This is a genomic window from Frankia sp. CoBUL1 (assembly GCF_978021245.1).
This window is the reverse complement of sequence record NZ_CDXDOS010000075.1, coordinates 1-14,270: the sequence shown is the minus strand read 5'-3', so window position 1 is coordinate 14,270 and position 14,270 is coordinate 1. Positions and strand designations below refer to the sequence as shown.

The window sequence follows — 14,270 nt, the reverse complement described above, 5'->3', positions numbered from 1 at the left end:
GCCTCACGCTCTGCCACTGACTCGCCGGGCCGCACCGGTAAATATCTCGGCCCCTGCTCGGATACCCGGGATGAATGTTTCATCATGCGACCACTGTTTGCGCAGGTAGCAGACTAGATCAAAGTTCTGGTTCCGCCCTTGAACGCCGTCCCCTTAGAACGCGTTTGAGGTCGTCGTGCGATAACTCTCCGTACCAGCCAGGGCGTACGACGGGTATGCCTTGCCGGGAAGAGGCCCGATGCCGTCCGCCAGGAGCATGGGACGTGTCCATTCAGGGTGGGCGGCCGTAGCCCGCTGACTTTGGGGTTTGTATTGGGGAGGTACGTTGAGCTCGTTGCTTGGTCCTGGTGGTTGGACGTGGAGGATCATGGGTCGTGGCTGACCCGTCCGTGTCGTGGGGCCGCGTCTTGCGGCAGCCGAGGAGCTGGCCGGCGAGTAGGTCGCGGCCCGGGCGGTGAACGACAAGCTGGCCGCGACGAACGAACGGCTGCGGCGGGCCGTGGCGGACGCGGCCGAGCCTCACGAGACGGAGTTGGGCGCGGCACGGGCCGAGCGGGACCGGGCACGTGAGCGGGTCAAGAAGCTCGATGTTGCCAACCTGCGGCGGCGGTTGTCGATGGACAGCACAAACCCCCGGTGCTGTCGTCGAAGGAGCCGATCGGCGTGGTTGCGCGTTTCAGATGGGATCAGATACTCTTTCGGGCTGGTTCAGGTCGGGGGTGAGCCGGACCGGTAGCAGACCATCCCGACCACACTCACCCGCCCGGACCCACCCCGACCGGGTACCCGCACCACCGGGGTCACCCCACGCCGCGCCCACGTCCGCCCCGTGGCGGCCGCAGGCCCTGCCCTGTCTCGTCGAGGAAACAGACCCGGGCATCCCGGGCCGCCGCCGTGGTTGTAGCGCCGGCCACTCCCACTTGACCCACTCCCGCGCCGCGGTGTCGTCGCGTTCCAGCGCACGACGGGCCGGCATCTGACCGACCAGCCGTGCCGGCTACGCCTCTCGATTCCCAGGCGCGATACCCGCAGCCCGCCGTTTTCGGGGTCACCTTGAATTCCCGCGCCATCTCCGTTCGGGTCGTTCCCGCCGCGAACCGGTCAGCCGCAGCCATCCGGACCCGCTCCCGTTCCACCTGCTCCGCGGGCGTCAACCCGCACCCGTCGCACACCTCATGCAAAGGATCTATCACACACCCACCGCCATCACCAGGAACACTAACCCCACACATTGACCATCAGTAAACCTCGTGAACACAGCCTGACCGAAGCCCGTGACCCTGTGACCACGCATTCCAGCCTACCGCGAAGAGCCATTTAACGTACGGCCATTGCCCCGTCGGCCGCCCGCCCGTCAATTGGTCGCGCCGGGACGAGCGGGTTCCGGCCTGATGGCCGTCGCCAGCTCGTCCCGGCGCAAACAGATTCAACTCTCGCTATTTTCGCGGGATGTTGTCAGCGGCGCAGCGGCGGTGTGACGGGCTCGGGCTGAGGGGCCCCGGCCGCCTGGACCGCGTCCGCGAGCAGTTGGCGCTCTTCAGCGGTCGCCAACAATCCCCCGGACGCAACAAAACGGGAGGCTACATAGTCCGCTTCGGTGGTGGGCACCGGCGCCCGGGTACGGACAGCCCGTATGCACACCCGTACCGCATCGGCGAGCACGACGAGCACGAGCAGAGCGAACACTATCGCCATGATCCCGTCCACGGTCGAGTTCTGGACTACTTTGTGCATGTCGCTGATGCTCCTCGCGGGCGCCAGAACCCTGCCGTCGTCGAGCGCGTCGGCATAGCGGTGCCGTTGGGCGAGGAAGCCGAGCTTGGGATCGTCCGAGAAAACCTTCTGCCAGGCCGCGGTGAAGGTGACGGCGACATCCCAGCCGAGCGGGACGCCGGGCACCCAGGCCCACCGCGCTCGCCCACTCTTGACGAACAGGGTGGTGGCGACCGCCAATGCGATGGCGGCAAGCATCTGGTTGGCCATCCCGAACAGCGGGAACAGCTGGTTGATGCCGCCGAGCGGGTCGGTTGCGCCGGTCCAGAGGAAATAGCCCCAGGTGCCGACCACCAGCGCGCTGCTCAGCCAGACCCCGGGCCACCAGCTCACCCGGCCGATTGGCTTCCATACGTTCCCGAGCATGTCCTGCAACATGAATCGGCCGACCCGGGTTCCGGCGTCGACAGTGGTCAGGATGAACAGCGCCTCGAACATGATCGCGAAGTGGTACCAGAAGTCGGCGAGGCGGCCGCCACCGAATGCGCCTGAAAGGATGTTGGACATGCCGACAGCGAGCGTCGGTGCACCTCCGGTGCGGGCTACCAGCGTCGATTCACCGACGGCCCGGGCCGCGGAGTCGAGGGCGTCCGGGGTGATGGTGAAACCGAGGTCGGTGACCGCGGACGCAGCCGACGCCGCGGTCTTGCCGACGACCCCACCGGGCGCATTCATGGCGTAGTAGAGGCCCGGGCTGAGCACCGCCGCCGCGATCAGCGCCATCAGTGCGACAAGGGACTCGGTCAGCATCGCCCCATAACCGATGAACCGGACCTGGGACTCCTTCTGGATCATCTTCGGCGTGGTGCCGGACGCGATGAGGGAATGGAATCCGGACAGGGCACCGCAGGCGATGGTGATGAAGACGAACGGGAACAGGCTGCCGGCGAACACCGGCCCGTTTCCCCTGGTCGCGAAAGTACTGACTGCGTCCGCCTGAAGTACCGGAAATTCGACGAGAACGCCGATGGCAAGCAGCCCGATGGTGCCGACCTTCATAAAGGTCGAGAGGTAGTCGCGGGGCGCGAGCAGGAGCCACACCGGCAGCACCGAGGCGACAAAGCCATAGCCGACAAGGCAGGCGACCAGTGCCTTCGGGCTGAGTGTAAAGGCGGAGGCGAGGGCGGAGTCCTGGATCCAGCGGCCGCCGACAAGGGCCGCGAACAGTCCGGCGACACCGACGGCGGTGGCCTCAGCGACCCGGCCGGGTCGCAGCACCCGCAGGTAGACGCCCATGAACAGGGCGATCGGGATGGTCATCGCGATCGAGAAGGTGCCCCATGCAGAGGCGGCGAGCGCGTTCACCACGACAAGCGCCAGCACCGCCAGCAAAATGATCATTATGGCGAAGACGGCGACCAGTGCCGCCGTCCCGCCCACCGGGCCGATCTCGTCGCGCGCCATCTGGCCCAGGCTCTTGCCGTCCCGCCGCATGGAGAAGAACAACGTCACCATGTCCTGCACGGCACCGGCGAAAATAACACCGGCGATGATCCAGATCGTCCCGGGCAGATACCCCATCTGTACGGCGAGCACCGGGCCGACGAGCGGACCGGCCCCGGCGATGGCAGCGAAGTGGTGGCCAAACAGGACCCGCCGGTCGGTCGGCTGGTAGTCGACGCCGTTGTCGAGGCGTTCGGCCGGCGTTGCCCGGCTGTCATCCACCCGCAGCACCCGGTTTGCGATGAACCGGGCGTAGAAGCGGTAGGCGATGGCGAAGGATCCCAGGCCGGCGAGCAGGATCCACGCCGCAGAGATCGACTCGTGGCGGGACATCGCGAGCACAGCCCAGCTGATCGCGCCGACCGCCGACACCGTGGTCCAGATGGCTATCGATCGGAGCCTGCCGGTCCTCCGGCCATGGCCAGGCGCACGACCGCCGCCAGGCGGAAGGCCGGTTCCGGCAGTATCGAGATGGGTAGTCATACGATGCGTCCCTTGGCGAGAGCGGCCAGGCCGAGCAGGTCAGCGAACCCGACATCGGGCGGCAGGTCGGTGCTGAAGCGCCGGAAGCCGAGCCGCGAGCGGCAGTCGACTGTGACATCGCGGCCCAGGAGGAACGGATAGGCGAGTGGATGGGCTACGGCGCTGCCACCGGGATCCGCGTCCACCGGGCGGAAGCCCCGGTGCCGCGGCACGAGCGCCCGCGGCGCGGGGCGCAGCCACAGTTGACCGGTGCAGGCGCAGCACAGCCCCAGCGGGGCCCAGTCAAAAATAACTACCTCGCCCTCGCGGAGCGCCGCCCGGGCCCGGTCGGTGAACTGGATCACCGCAGGCCTTCCGGCGCCGTCCCCCGGCTGTCCAGCCGCCAAGCGGCTGCGGTCAGCAGCGCGCTTAAGGGCACCCAGGCAAGCTGATACCAGTAAAAGAACGGCACCCCGGCCAGCCGTGGCTCATCCTGCGCATAAAGCGGGACCGCCAGCAGGGCTGCGAACGGTGTCCCGAGACACGCGACCGCGACGGTTCGCCGCCGACGTGCCGCCGCGCGGGCCGGACGACCGGCGGCCGGCCGGTCTGTTGCAGGCACGGGCCCTGCCGGGATGCCTGCCGCGGAGTTTGCCGGGACACCCAGCGGAGTGTCCCGGCCCTGCTCATCGTGCCACATCCTGATCTCCCTAAATTTTGATCTTCCTGGTGGGCCACCGGCCGGCCCAGGTACCCAGGCCGGTGGTCACGCATGCCGCGGTGGTGTCACCGGGAGAGTTGCTCGCCGCACCTCCGCGGTTTACGACTTGGTGAGCTACAGGTTTACGACTTGTTGCGGGATGATGTCGTGTCAACCGCGCCGGCTCGGTGCGCAACTGGAATACGGAAGGTGTCGGATGGCCGACGGGACGACCGTGGCGGGATTCACCGTCGCGATAGCAGGCACTTCGTTACTATCGGTAAGGACGCGCGCGTTCCATCGGCGGGACGAGCTCCCCTCGCCGGAAGGGTGGGCGCTCGCAGGGCGCCCGTTCGGTGGTGTTCTGACCTGGTTCCTGCTCGGCGGTGCGATCTACACCGCATATACCTTCGCCGCGGTGCCCGGCCTCGTCTACGGGGTGGGCGCTCTCGGCTTCTTCGCGCTGCCCTACACGATCATCGTCTATCCGCTGGCCTTCGTGCTCCTCCCGCGCCTGGCGGAGACGGCTCGGCGCCATGGTTACGTCACGGTGGGCGACTACGTGCGGGAACGCCACCGGTCGCCGCTGCTCGCGCTCGCCGTGGCGCTGACCGGAATCGTGGCCACCACGCCGTACATCGCGCTGCAGTTGGTCGGCGTCCGCGCAGTGCTCGTTGCCGGCGGCCTCACCCCGCCTGGGCTGCCCGGCGACCTGGTGCTGGCCTCGGTGTTCGGGGTGCTCGCCGTCGCGACCTACCGCAGCGGCATCCGCGCTCCGGCACTCGTCTCGGTCGCCAAAGGAATTCTGATCTTTTTGGCGGTCTTCGCCGTGGTCGGACTCGTCCTAGCCAGGCTCGGCGGACCCGGCGAGATCTTTGCCGCAGCACAGCGGAACATGGCCACGGACGGCTTGCCGGATCCGTCGCTCACGCTGGAGCCGTCGACGTTCGCCTCGTTCGCGAGCCTCGTGCTCGGCTCGGCGATGGCCCTGCTGGTGTACCCGCACGTGCTCACCGCCGCATTTGCGGCGAAGGACCCCGACGTCCTGCGCCGCTCGGCGGTCACCCTGCCCGCATGGACGGGCCTGCTCGGACTCTTCGGGCTGCTCGGCGTTGCCGCCTTGGCCACGGGGGTACGCACACCCCGCGGGCAGGCCGAAGCAGCGGTCCCTCTGCTCGTCCAGCAGCTGGCCCCACCGGTTGTCACCGGCGTCGTGTTCGGCGCGCTCGTTGTCGCGGCGCTCGTCCCCGCGGCGGTGATGTCGGTGGCGATCGCCATGCTCTTCGTCCGCAACGTATACGTCGAGTATTTTCACCCCACGGCCACCCCTAAGCATCAGGTCCGGGTGGCTCGCGGTGTCTCGCTGGTGACAAAGATCGGGGCATTCGCCTTCGTGCTCGGTCTGCGCGACCAGGATGCCATCGATCTGCAGCTGCTGGGCGGGGTCTGGATACTCCAGACCTTCCCGGCAGTCGGGATCGGCCTGTTCTCCACCTGGCTGCATCGCGGTGCGCTGCTTGCCGGATGGGCGGTAGGAATGGCGGCGGGAACCTGCCTGGTAACCTCCGGCGAATTCTCCGCGGTGGTGAACCTGCACCTGTTCGGGGCGTCCGTGCCGCTGTACACGGCGCTCCTCGCGCTCGGGCTGAACCTGGCGGTCGCCACCGCGCTCACCCCGGTCCTTCAGCGCGTCGGCGTGGCCCGGAGCAGCCGGGCATCCCAGGTGGACCGACTCCCCCAGCCGGACGCGCCGGGATGGCGGTGAGGGCGGTGCAGGGCATTCCCAAAGATCCAGCAGCCGTCACTGCCGGCGACGCCGCCAGTCTGCTGCCGGCCGACAAGATCCAGACGAATCTTCACGATCTTGATCGGGAGACCGCCCTCGCGCGGCTCTTCAACACCCACTACGTCTCATTGGTACGGCTGGCCGCCCTCCTCGGCGCGGACGACCCGGAGGATATCGCCGCGCAGGCATTCTACGAGCTCTACCGGCGCTGGCGAAAACTGCGGGACTCGACCGCCACCCTGCCGTATCTACGTAGCATAGTCTGCAATCTCACCCGAATGCGACTGCGCCATCTCCAGGTTGTCCGAAAACACATGGGATGGCCATCAGACCAGGTAGAATCGGCGGAGACGCAAGCGCTACTGCGACACGAACAGCGAGCTGTAGTCGTCGCCTTACAGCGGCTGTCGCCGCGCCAGCGGGAGGCCCTGGTACTGCGGTACTGGCTCGATCTGAAGGAATCCGAGATAGCCGCAGTCATGGGGATTTCCTGCGGCGCAGTGAAATCCCATGTGGCGCGAGGAATGACGGCGCTGTCCCGCGCGATGGAGTCCCAGACATGACGTATCACACCGGGCCGCTCAGCGACACCGAACGACGGCTGCACGACGCCCTGGACGCTCTCGCCGGCGGCGTGCCCGTGTCGCCCGACGCCTACCGGCGGGCGCAGGCCACCTGGCGCCGCCGCGAGCGCCGCAGGCGGCTCATCCTCGCCGTCGTCATCGCGGTGGTCTTCACCTTCGCGAACCTGGTCGGCCTGTGGGCGCTCAACCACTGACCGGCGTGGAACTTCACTCGACCGCAGGCAGTGAGACATCCGCATCGCTCCGCCTTGTGAATCCTCGCAAGCATGCTTACGCCGCACCTCGCCCCCTGGCGTGCGCTACCGTGGTGCTCACGGTATTAAGTGAACAGTAGCTAGCCTAGGGAGTGGTGATGAGCGGTCGGGTGATGGTGACGGGCGTCGGCATGGTGCCGTTCGCGACGCCGAGCAGGAGCGACAGCTACGACGTGCTGGCCGAGGGGGCGGTCAGGGCGGCGTTGGCCGATGCCGGGATCGACCTGGCGGCGGTCCAGCAGACGTACGCCGGCTATGTGTACGGCGACTCGACGAGCGGGCAGAAGGCGCTGTACCGGGTGGGGATGACCGGGGCGCCGGTGGTGAACGTGAACAACAACTGCTCGAGTGGGTCGTCGGCGCTGTTCCTGGCGCGGCAGGCGGTGGCTTCCGGGGCGGCGGACTGCGTGCTGGCGTTCGGGTTCGAGCAGATGCGGCGCGGCGCGCTGACGATGCAGTGGGACGACCGGCCCAACGCCTTCGAGCGGTTCGACGAGGTGGTCACCAAGGTGCAGGGCGAGGTCGAGGGGGTGCCGTTCGCACCGCGGTACTTCGCCGGTGCGGGTGCGGCCTACTGTGAGAAGTACGGGATGGACCCGGCGGTATTCGCGCGGATCTCGGTGAAGTCGCGCCGGCACGCGGCCAACAACCCGTATGCGGTGTTCACTGATCCGGTGACCGTGGAGGAGGTTCTTGCCTCGCCGCGGATCCTCGGTTGGCTGACCCGGCTGCAGTGCTGCCCGCCCACCTGTGGCGCGGCCGCCGCGGTGGTCGTTTCCGAGGACTTCGCGCGCGCCCACGGCCTGCGCGCCGATGTGGCGATCACCGCGCAGGCGATGACCACGGATACCCCGTCCTCGTTCGACGGGGACCTGATGCGCCTGGTCGGTTACGACATGACCGCGGCCGCCGCGCGGCAGGTGTACGAGGTGGCCGGGGTGGACCCGCTCGATGTGCGCGTGGTGGAGCTGCACGACTGCTTCACCACCAATGAGCTGATGACCTACGAGGCGCTGGGGCTGACTCCGGAGGGCACGGCGGAGAAGTTCATCGTCGACGGCGACAACACCTACGGCGGCCGGGTGGTGACCAATCCGTCGGGTGGGCTGCTGTCCAAGGGGCACCCGCTGGGCGCGACCGGGTTGGCGCAGTGCGCGGAGCTGGTGTGGCAGCTGCGCGGCGAGGCCGACAAGCGCCAAGTCGAGGACGTGACCGTGGCGCTGCAGCATAACATCGGCCTCGGCGGCGCCGCCGTGGTCACCCTCTACGAGAAGGTAGGCTGATCCACACCGAGGAGACCGAGGGGGTTGTACCGAGGGGGTTGTCCTGCCGGACCGCACGCTTGCGCCGCCGCGCGGCACCCGCCCGCGTAACCGGCGGGCGCTGATCCTCGGCGCCGCCTCGGACCTGTTCGCCCGCCGCGGCTACGACCAGATCGGCATGACCGATCTCGCCGAAGCCGTGGCGGTCGGCCCGTCCGCGCTGTACCGGCACTTCTCCGGTAAACAGGACCTGCTCCGCGAGGTCATCGCCGCAGGCCTGGCCCCGCTGCGGCACCTGCTCGATGATCTCGATCTCGCCGACCGCGCCGACCGCGCCACGGCGTCGGCCCAGCTCGCCGCTCGCTGCCTCGACGAACGCCATATCGGCGTGCTCTGGCAGCGCGAAGCCCGCCATCTGACCCCTGACGACCATGCCCTGCTGCGCGCCGAGGTCCGCGAGATCGGACGCCGCCTCACCGGCCGGGTGCGCGCCGCCCGCCCCGAGCTCGACACCCCCACCGCGGACCTGCTCACCTGGGCGGTGCTGGCCGTGCTGATGAGCCCCTCCTTCCACCACCTGGACCTGCCCCGGCCCGCCTACGACGACCTGCTCGCCGAGCTCACCGACCTCGTGCTGGACACCCCGCTGCCCGGCACCTGCGCCGCATCGCCGCCACCACCGGCCGGACCGCCGTTGCGGCCGGCCTCCCGTCGCGAGGCGCTGCTCACCCAGGCGGTGCGGATGTTCGCCACCCACGGCTACGCCGGCGTCGGCATCGAGGACGTCGGCAACGCCGTCGGCATCACCGGCCCCAGCGTCTACCACCACTTCCCGAGCAAGCTGGACATGCTGCGCACCGCGTTCCAGCGCAGCACGGCTGCCCTGTTGATGGACGTCAGCGCGATCTATCGGACTTCGAACGGCGCCGCCGACGCCCTGCGCCGGCTGGTCGGCTCCTACATCCGGTTCACCCAGGCCCACCACGACCTGATCGGGCTGCTGATCACCGAAGTCGAGCACCTGCCGGAGGACGAACGCCACGCCGCCCGCCGGGCCCAGCACGACTACCTCACCGAATGGGTTCACCTGCTCCGGCTCGTGCACCCCGAGCTCGACCCCACCGCCGCCCGGATCCGGGTGCACGCCGCGGTCGCCGTCGTCAACGACACGGCCCGCACCCCGCACCTGCGGCACAACCCGGGCGTGCCGGGCGCGGTCGAGTCGATCTGCGGCCGGCTGCTCGGGCTCTGACCTGGCGCCTCCCGGGATTGCGCACGACCGCGCCGGTGGCGCCGGTGGGTTTGATCAGGCCGAACAATGCGCATCCGCGGACAGATGCCGCACCGGCCGCGCCAAGCCCGAGTCCGCGACCAGTCGGGTGACGATCAGCGTGACGGTGTAGGTGGCGGTGGCGGTGGCGAGGATGGCGAAGCTCGGGGGGATCCGCGGGGCGAGGTAGCTGGTGGTCAGCCCGACCCAGGTCACCGTCACCGCGACCGCGGTGGAGATCATCATTCCATGGTAAGGGTGGCCGGTGAGCCGGTGGGCGGTGCCGGCGGGTGCGGCGAGCATACCGAGGAGCAGCAGCGCACCGACGGCCTGGGTGGCCTCGGCCGCGGTCGCCCCGACGAGGCCGAGGAAACCGACGCCGAGGAGGCGAACGGGGACATCTCGGGCGGCCGCAACCGCGCCGTCCAGGCTGGCGAACAGCAGGGGACGCCCGATCGCGATGGTGGCGAGACAGAGGATTACGGCGAGTATGGCAGCCTCCCAGGCGTGGGAGGCGTCCAGGCCGAAGATCGAGCCGAACAGGACGGTGACACCAGCGGTGCCGTTGCCGGTGTTGCGGTGGGTAGTGTAAAGGGTGAGGAAGAGCACCCCGAGGCCGAGGACCCAGGCGAACACGCTGCCGATGACGACGTCATCGGCGTGGCCGCGGGGGCCGCGGGCGCCGAGGGCGCCGAGGGCGCATCCGACGGCGACGGTGGCGGCGAACAGGCCGACGCGGGCGTCGATCCCGGTGGCCAGGGCGGCGAGTGCGCCGGTGAACGCCGCATGGGACAACGCGTCGGCGGTGAAGACCTGGGCCCGCAGGACGAGGAAGTAGCCGACGAGTCCGGCCGCCATGGCAATCCCCGTTCCGGCGATGAACGCATGCTGCATGAACGGGTGCTCGAACATCGCGGTCAGTCCGGTGTCCGCCGTGGCCGCGGTCATGCTGCTGCTCCGGTCGTCCGGGGGACGCGGGCGGCCCGGCCGAGCAGGTCGTGCGCGCCGACGGCGAGACGGGCGAGAAGGTACAGGCCGAAGGAGAAGCTGGTGATGAAAAAGCCGATCGGATAGGGCGAGTAGTAGGCCACGGTCAGCCCGGCCCAGGTGACCAGCAGGCCTAGCAGCACGGTGAGCGTGAGGCTGAGGGCCGGTCGGGTGGTGAGGACCTGTGCGGTCGCGGCCGGGATGACCAGCAGGGTGAAGACGAGGAGAGTTCCGGTGATCTGGCTGACCTCCGCGGCGGTACTCCCGAGCACGATCAGGAAAGCCACCGACAGACCCCGCACCGGCACTCCGGCGGCGGCGGCCACGGCTGGATCGAGCGAGGCGAACAGCAGCGGCCGCCCGATGAGCGCCAGCACTGCCAGGACCGCCACGGCGACGGCGGTCAGCGTGAGGACCATGTCGTCGGTGATTCCCAGGAAGCTGCCGAACAGCAGCGTGTTGACCCCGCCGAGGAATCCCTTGTACAGGCTGACGAACAGGAATCCGCAGGCCAGCGCGAACGCCTGGACGGTACCGATGGTGGCCGACTCCGCGGCCCGCCCGGCGGCTGCCCCGCCCGCCCCGGGGATGGCCGCGATGATCAGCGCCGCGGTGAGGCAGAAGGCGAAGTAGCCGTAGGTCGCGCCCAAGCCGAGCCAGATCGCCCCAGCCGCGCCCGGGAAACCGGCCACGGCGAGGGTGTGGCCGGCGAAGGCCTGGCGGCGTAGGACCATGAACCATCCGGTTGCCCCGGCGGTCAGCGCGACGATGGTTCCGGCCCGGAACGCGTTCACCATGAACGGGTAGGCGAACATCTGCCGAACGTCGCGGACCAGGTCCCACGACAGGCCCGCGTCGGTCGCGACCACAGCTGCAGTGATCACAGGTAGCCGGTCCCGTCGTGACGGTCGGCGTGTACGGCGGGCGGCTCGGGCTGGCCGACGACGACGAGGCGCCCGTCGGAGGTGGTCAGCACCTCGATGGGGGCCTGGTAGAGCCGGCTTAACGTCGCACTGGTGATGACCTCGGCGGGAGGGCCCGAGACCGCGCCGCCGCCGGCGAGGTAGATGACCCGGTCGAGGCTGGACAGGATTGGGTTGACGTCGTGGGCGACCATCAGCACGGTCACCCCCGCCGTCTGGCAGATGGTGCGGATGAGGGTCGCGACCGAGGCGGCGTTGGGCGGGTCCAGGCTGTCCAACGGTTCGTCGAGAAGCAGCAGCCGGGGCCGGCGGGCGAGCGCCTGGGCGATCAGAAGCCGCTGCTGCTCCCCACCGGACAGCCGGCCGATCGGCTGGTGGGCGTAGCCGGTGGCGCCGACCTGCTCGACGAGTTCGGCGACGCGCCGCCGCGCGGTCCGGGCGCGATCTCCGCCGGGCAGCGGCAGACCCCACCGGTGGCCGTCGAGACCGAGGCGGACGATGTCAAGCCCCCGGATCCGTACCGACGGGTCGAAGCTCCGTCGCTGCGGCAGATAACCGACCTCGGTGCGGGCCCGCCCGGGATGCCGGCCCAGCACCACCACCCGCCCCGCGGCCAGCGGCAGCAGGCCAAGGGCTGCCTTGAGCAGGGTGGACTTACCGACGCCGTTGGGACCGAGGATCGCGACGAACTCCCCCGCGCCGGCCTCGACGTTCACCCCGCTCCACACCATCCGCCCACCGAGACGAACCGCCGCACCCTCGAACATCACCGCCGGCGCGGCCGGCCTGCCGGCGCTGACCGGCGCCACCGCCGCGTCAACCTCGGCGCTCGAGCCGTCGGTTCGAGGGTGCGCCACCGCCGCCATTCTCGTCACCTTCCGCTTACTTTCCGGTTGCCTGCGCCAGCGACCCGCGCAGGGCTTCCAACTGGGCGACCTGCCAGTCCTGGAACGACGCTCCGGCCGGGACAAGCGTCTCGGTGATGGTGGTCACCGGGATGTGGGCCGCCTGCGCCTCCTCGATCTGCCGCCGCACGTCCGGGGTGGCGTTCTGGCTGTTGTAGACGTAGATTTTGATCTTCCCGGTCTTGATCTGACTGTCGCTGGTGCTCTTGTCCGCGACAGTCGGATCGCTGCCCTCCGAGATCGCACGCAGGAAGGCCGGCGGGGTCAGCAGGTTCAGTCCGAGCGCTGGGGACAGCATCGCGAAGATGCTCTCCGAGGCCCCGACCGGCGTCCCGGCATACTTCTTCTTGATTGTCGCGATGAGATCGGTGTACGGCTTGAGGGCCGTGGCGGTGAAGGATGCCCGCTGCTGATCGAAGTAGCCCGAGTCGGCGGGGTCGATCTTCTTGTAGTCGGCGGTGACCTGGTCGATCACTTTCGCGACGTCATCCGGGTTGTACCAGCGATGCGGGTTGTCGCCGTCCTTCGCGCCGACCAGGTCGCCGACGGTCAGCGTCACCCGCCCGGTCGCCGGGTTGGCCGCCGCCAGCTTGCCCGCCCACGGGTCGTAGCCGACGCCGTTGTCGATGAACAGCCGCGCACCGGCGATCGCCCGGCCATCGGCGGGGGTCGGCTCGTAGTCATGCGGGTCGGCGTCGGGATTGTCGATGATGCTGGTGACCGCCACCCGGTCGCCCCCCAACTGGGCGGCGATGCTGCCCCAGAAGTTCTCGGCCGCCACCACGGTGATCTTCTTGCCGCCGGTGGCGCCGGTCCCGGTGTCCCCCGACGAGGACGTCCCACACGCGGCCACGACCATCGCCACGCCGGCGGCCACTACCCCCAGGCCGCGCGGCACCCGCCCGGGCCGCACCCGCCAGCGCCGCACCGTGACCAGCCGTGCACCATCCACCACGATCTCCCTGCTTGTTACCCGACCGGACCTGCTGGCAGGACCGGGATTCATTGCCGCAAAGGTAGTCGCTAATGGAAACCGTTACAAGTTCGAGTTCGAGCGGTCGGCGATGACGCGGGGCGAGCCTCCCCGCCGTCCGCCCGTCCGCCCGTCCGCATGATCGACCAGGTGCTTTGTCGGGTCGGACGTCCTGTACCGTCCACCGGGGCGTGCGCCGGGTGCATGGAGGCGGACGCGTCGCATCGCACGGCAGATCCGGCGGGGTGTCGGGGCTCCCCGTCGCGGCGCAATCGATCTGTATGCGGAGTATTACTGTTGGTATTGACAACGGTTGTTACATCCAAGACAGTGGTGATCGTTGTCGCTGCCACCAGCCCAGGAGGTATCCATGTCCCTGACGGTGTCGCCTGACCTGTTGACGCAGGCCGAACAAGGTCACGTCGACGAGGCCGACTTCCTCGCCTGCATCCGCACTTCCCTGCCCTACGCCTACGGCCTGGTCGAGCGGCTCGCCGGCGAGCTGCCCACCGCAACCCGCGACTTCGCCGACAACCAGACCCCGCCCGCGGACGACGCCGAGCAGGGCCAGCTGTTGCGGGCGATGGCCAGCACCTCGATACGCGCGGCTCTGGAACGGCACTTCGGCGTGGCGCTGGCCTTCCAGAACTGCCATCGGTTGGCCGCTTTCCGCCCCCAGGCCACGAGCGGCGAGCAGTACCGCCGCTTCGTCTCCCCGGAGAGCCAGGTCCTCAACCAGCAACCGGAGTTCGTCAACTGCTAGTCTGGGCTCCCGGGATATTTTGATCCCGATGGCCCGGTGGGCCGGTGTTGTCCATTTTGGACCGGATTTTTTGTACCGGATCTGTCCTGGACGTTCATCCACCGGCCCGCCTGGCCCATCGATCAGAATCGGGTAACGCCCACGATGTGACGTCAGTCGGGGGGAGCGTCGAGGCAGACGGACCG

General features: G+C 69.0%; 13 protein-coding genes and 1 pseudogene. 7 read left to right on the top strand and 7 right to left on the bottom strand.

The annotated features are described in order from the left end of the window. Positions 1-442: 442 nt before the first annotated feature. Positions 443-663 (top strand): annotated as a pseudogene (locus AC08OX_RS08210) (IS66-like element ISFsp11 family transposase); the annotation flags it as partial. A 792-nt stretch (positions 664-1,455) separates the two neighbouring features. Here the strand turns inward: AC08OX_RS08210 and AC08OX_RS08205 are convergent. The 3 genes from AC08OX_RS08205 to AC08OX_RS08195 all read right to left on the bottom strand — a co-directional run bounded on the left by AC08OX_RS08205 (position 1,456) and on the right by AC08OX_RS08195 (position 4,300). Continuing rightward, a complete protein-coding gene (locus AC08OX_RS08205) occupies positions 1,456-3,588 on the bottom strand; it encodes a carbon starvation CstA family protein (RefSeq protein WP_476607256.1) in 2,133 nt (710 codons plus the stop codon). Positions 3,589-3,695: 107 nt separating this feature from the next. After that, the gene (locus AC08OX_RS08200) at positions 3,696-4,043 is read right to left on the bottom strand and encodes a hypothetical protein (protein ID WP_476607255.1); all 348 of its coding nucleotides are present in this window, start codon (positions 4,041-4,043) and stop codon (positions 3,696-3,698) included. Continuing rightward, positions 4,040-4,300 carry a DUF3311 domain-containing protein gene (locus AC08OX_RS08195; RefSeq protein WP_476607254.1) on the bottom strand — a complete coding sequence of 87 codons (261 nt, stop codon included), beginning with the start codon at positions 4,298-4,300 and terminating at the stop codon, positions 4,040-4,042. Before AC08OX_RS08195 ends, AC08OX_RS08200 begins: the two co-directional genes overlap by 4 nt. Before the next feature lie 295 nt (positions 4,301-4,595). On the opposite strand from AC08OX_RS08195, the gene AC08OX_RS08190 reads away from it, so the two are divergent. From AC08OX_RS08190 to AC08OX_RS08170, 5 genes are all read left to right on the top strand, one after another. Then, on the top strand, positions 4,596-6,143 hold the full coding sequence (locus AC08OX_RS08190) for a sodium:solute symporter family protein (protein WP_476607253.1): 1,548 nt from the start codon (positions 4,596-4,598) through the stop codon (positions 6,141-6,143). Between the two features lie 5 nt (positions 6,144-6,148). Then, a complete protein-coding gene (locus AC08OX_RS08185; RefSeq protein ID WP_476607252.1) occupies positions 6,149-6,727 on the top strand; it encodes a sigma-70 family RNA polymerase sigma factor in 579 nt (192 codons plus the stop codon). Next, positions 6,724-6,942: a hypothetical protein gene (locus AC08OX_RS08180; protein WP_476607251.1), complete on the top strand. Its 219-nt coding sequence runs from the start codon at positions 6,724-6,726 to the stop codon at positions 6,940-6,942. Before AC08OX_RS08185 ends, AC08OX_RS08180 begins: the two co-directional genes overlap by 4 nt. Positions 6,943-7,100: 158 nt before the next feature. Beyond that, positions 7,101-8,285 (top strand): lipid-transfer protein, encoded by a 1,185-nt coding sequence (locus AC08OX_RS08175; RefSeq protein WP_476607250.1) that lies wholly within the window; start codon positions 7,101-7,103, stop codon positions 8,283-8,285. Positions 8,286-8,328: 43 nt separating this feature from the next. Further along, positions 8,329-9,516 carry a TetR/AcrR family transcriptional regulator gene (locus AC08OX_RS08170; protein ID WP_476607257.1) on the top strand — a complete coding sequence of 396 codons (1,188 nt, stop codon included), beginning with the start codon at positions 8,329-8,331 and terminating at the stop codon, positions 9,514-9,516. A 54-nt stretch (positions 9,517-9,570) separates the two neighbouring features. Here the strand turns inward: AC08OX_RS08170 and AC08OX_RS08165 are convergent, their stop codons facing one another. From AC08OX_RS08165 to AC08OX_RS08150, 4 genes are read right to left on the bottom strand one after another with little or no spacing between them, the layout of a single operon-like run. Continuing rightward, positions 9,571-10,482, bottom strand: a complete 912-nt coding sequence (locus AC08OX_RS08165; RefSeq protein WP_476607249.1) for a metal ABC transporter permease — start codon at positions 10,480-10,482, stop codon at positions 9,571-9,573. Then, complete coding sequence (locus AC08OX_RS08160) at positions 10,479-11,390, bottom strand: metal ABC transporter permease (RefSeq protein ID WP_476607248.1); 912 nt, start codon at positions 11,388-11,390, stop codon at positions 10,479-10,481. The genes AC08OX_RS08165 and AC08OX_RS08160 overlap by 4 nt, the downstream gene beginning before the upstream one ends. Positions 11,391-11,401: 11 nt before the next feature. Beyond that, positions 11,402-12,310 (bottom strand): metal ABC transporter ATP-binding protein, encoded by a 909-nt coding sequence (locus AC08OX_RS08155; protein WP_476607247.1) that lies wholly within the window; start codon positions 12,308-12,310, stop codon positions 11,402-11,404. 16 nt (positions 12,311-12,326) lie between these two features. After that, positions 12,327-13,301: a metal ABC transporter solute-binding protein, Zn/Mn family gene (locus AC08OX_RS08150; protein ID WP_476607246.1), complete on the bottom strand. Its 975-nt coding sequence runs from the start codon at positions 13,299-13,301 to the stop codon at positions 12,327-12,329. A gap of 391 nt (positions 13,302-13,692) precedes the next feature. On the opposite strand from AC08OX_RS08150, the gene AC08OX_RS08145 reads away from it, so the two are divergent. Continuing rightward, a complete protein-coding gene (locus tag AC08OX_RS08145; RefSeq protein WP_476607245.1) occupies positions 13,693-14,085 on the top strand; it encodes an SCO5389 family protein in 393 nt (130 codons plus the stop codon). Positions 14,086-14,270: the final 185 nt, after the last annotated feature.

Excerpts from the sequence above, each read along its gene's own strand:
- AC08OX_RS08190 (WP_476607253.1), top strand. The coding sequence starts at position 4,596 with ATGGCCGACGGGACGACCGTGGCGGGATTCACCGTCGCGATAGCAGGC.
- AC08OX_RS08165 (WP_476607249.1), bottom strand. The coding sequence starts at position 10,482 with ATGACCGCGGCCACGGCGGACACCGGACTGACCGCGATGTTCGAGCAC.
- AC08OX_RS08175 (WP_476607250.1), top strand. The coding sequence starts at position 7,101 with ATGAGCGGTCGGGTGATGGTGACGGGCGTCGGCATGGTGCCGTTCGCG.
- AC08OX_RS08155 (WP_476607247.1), bottom strand. The coding sequence starts at position 12,310 with ATGGCGGCGGTGGCGCACCCTCGAACCGACGGCTCGAGCGCCGAGGTT.
- AC08OX_RS08180 (WP_476607251.1), top strand. The coding sequence starts at position 6,724 with ATGACGTATCACACCGGGCCGCTCAGCGACACCGAACGACGGCTGCAC.
- AC08OX_RS08145 (WP_476607245.1), top strand. The coding sequence starts at position 13,693 with ATGTCCCTGACGGTGTCGCCTGACCTGTTGACGCAGGCCGAACAAGGT.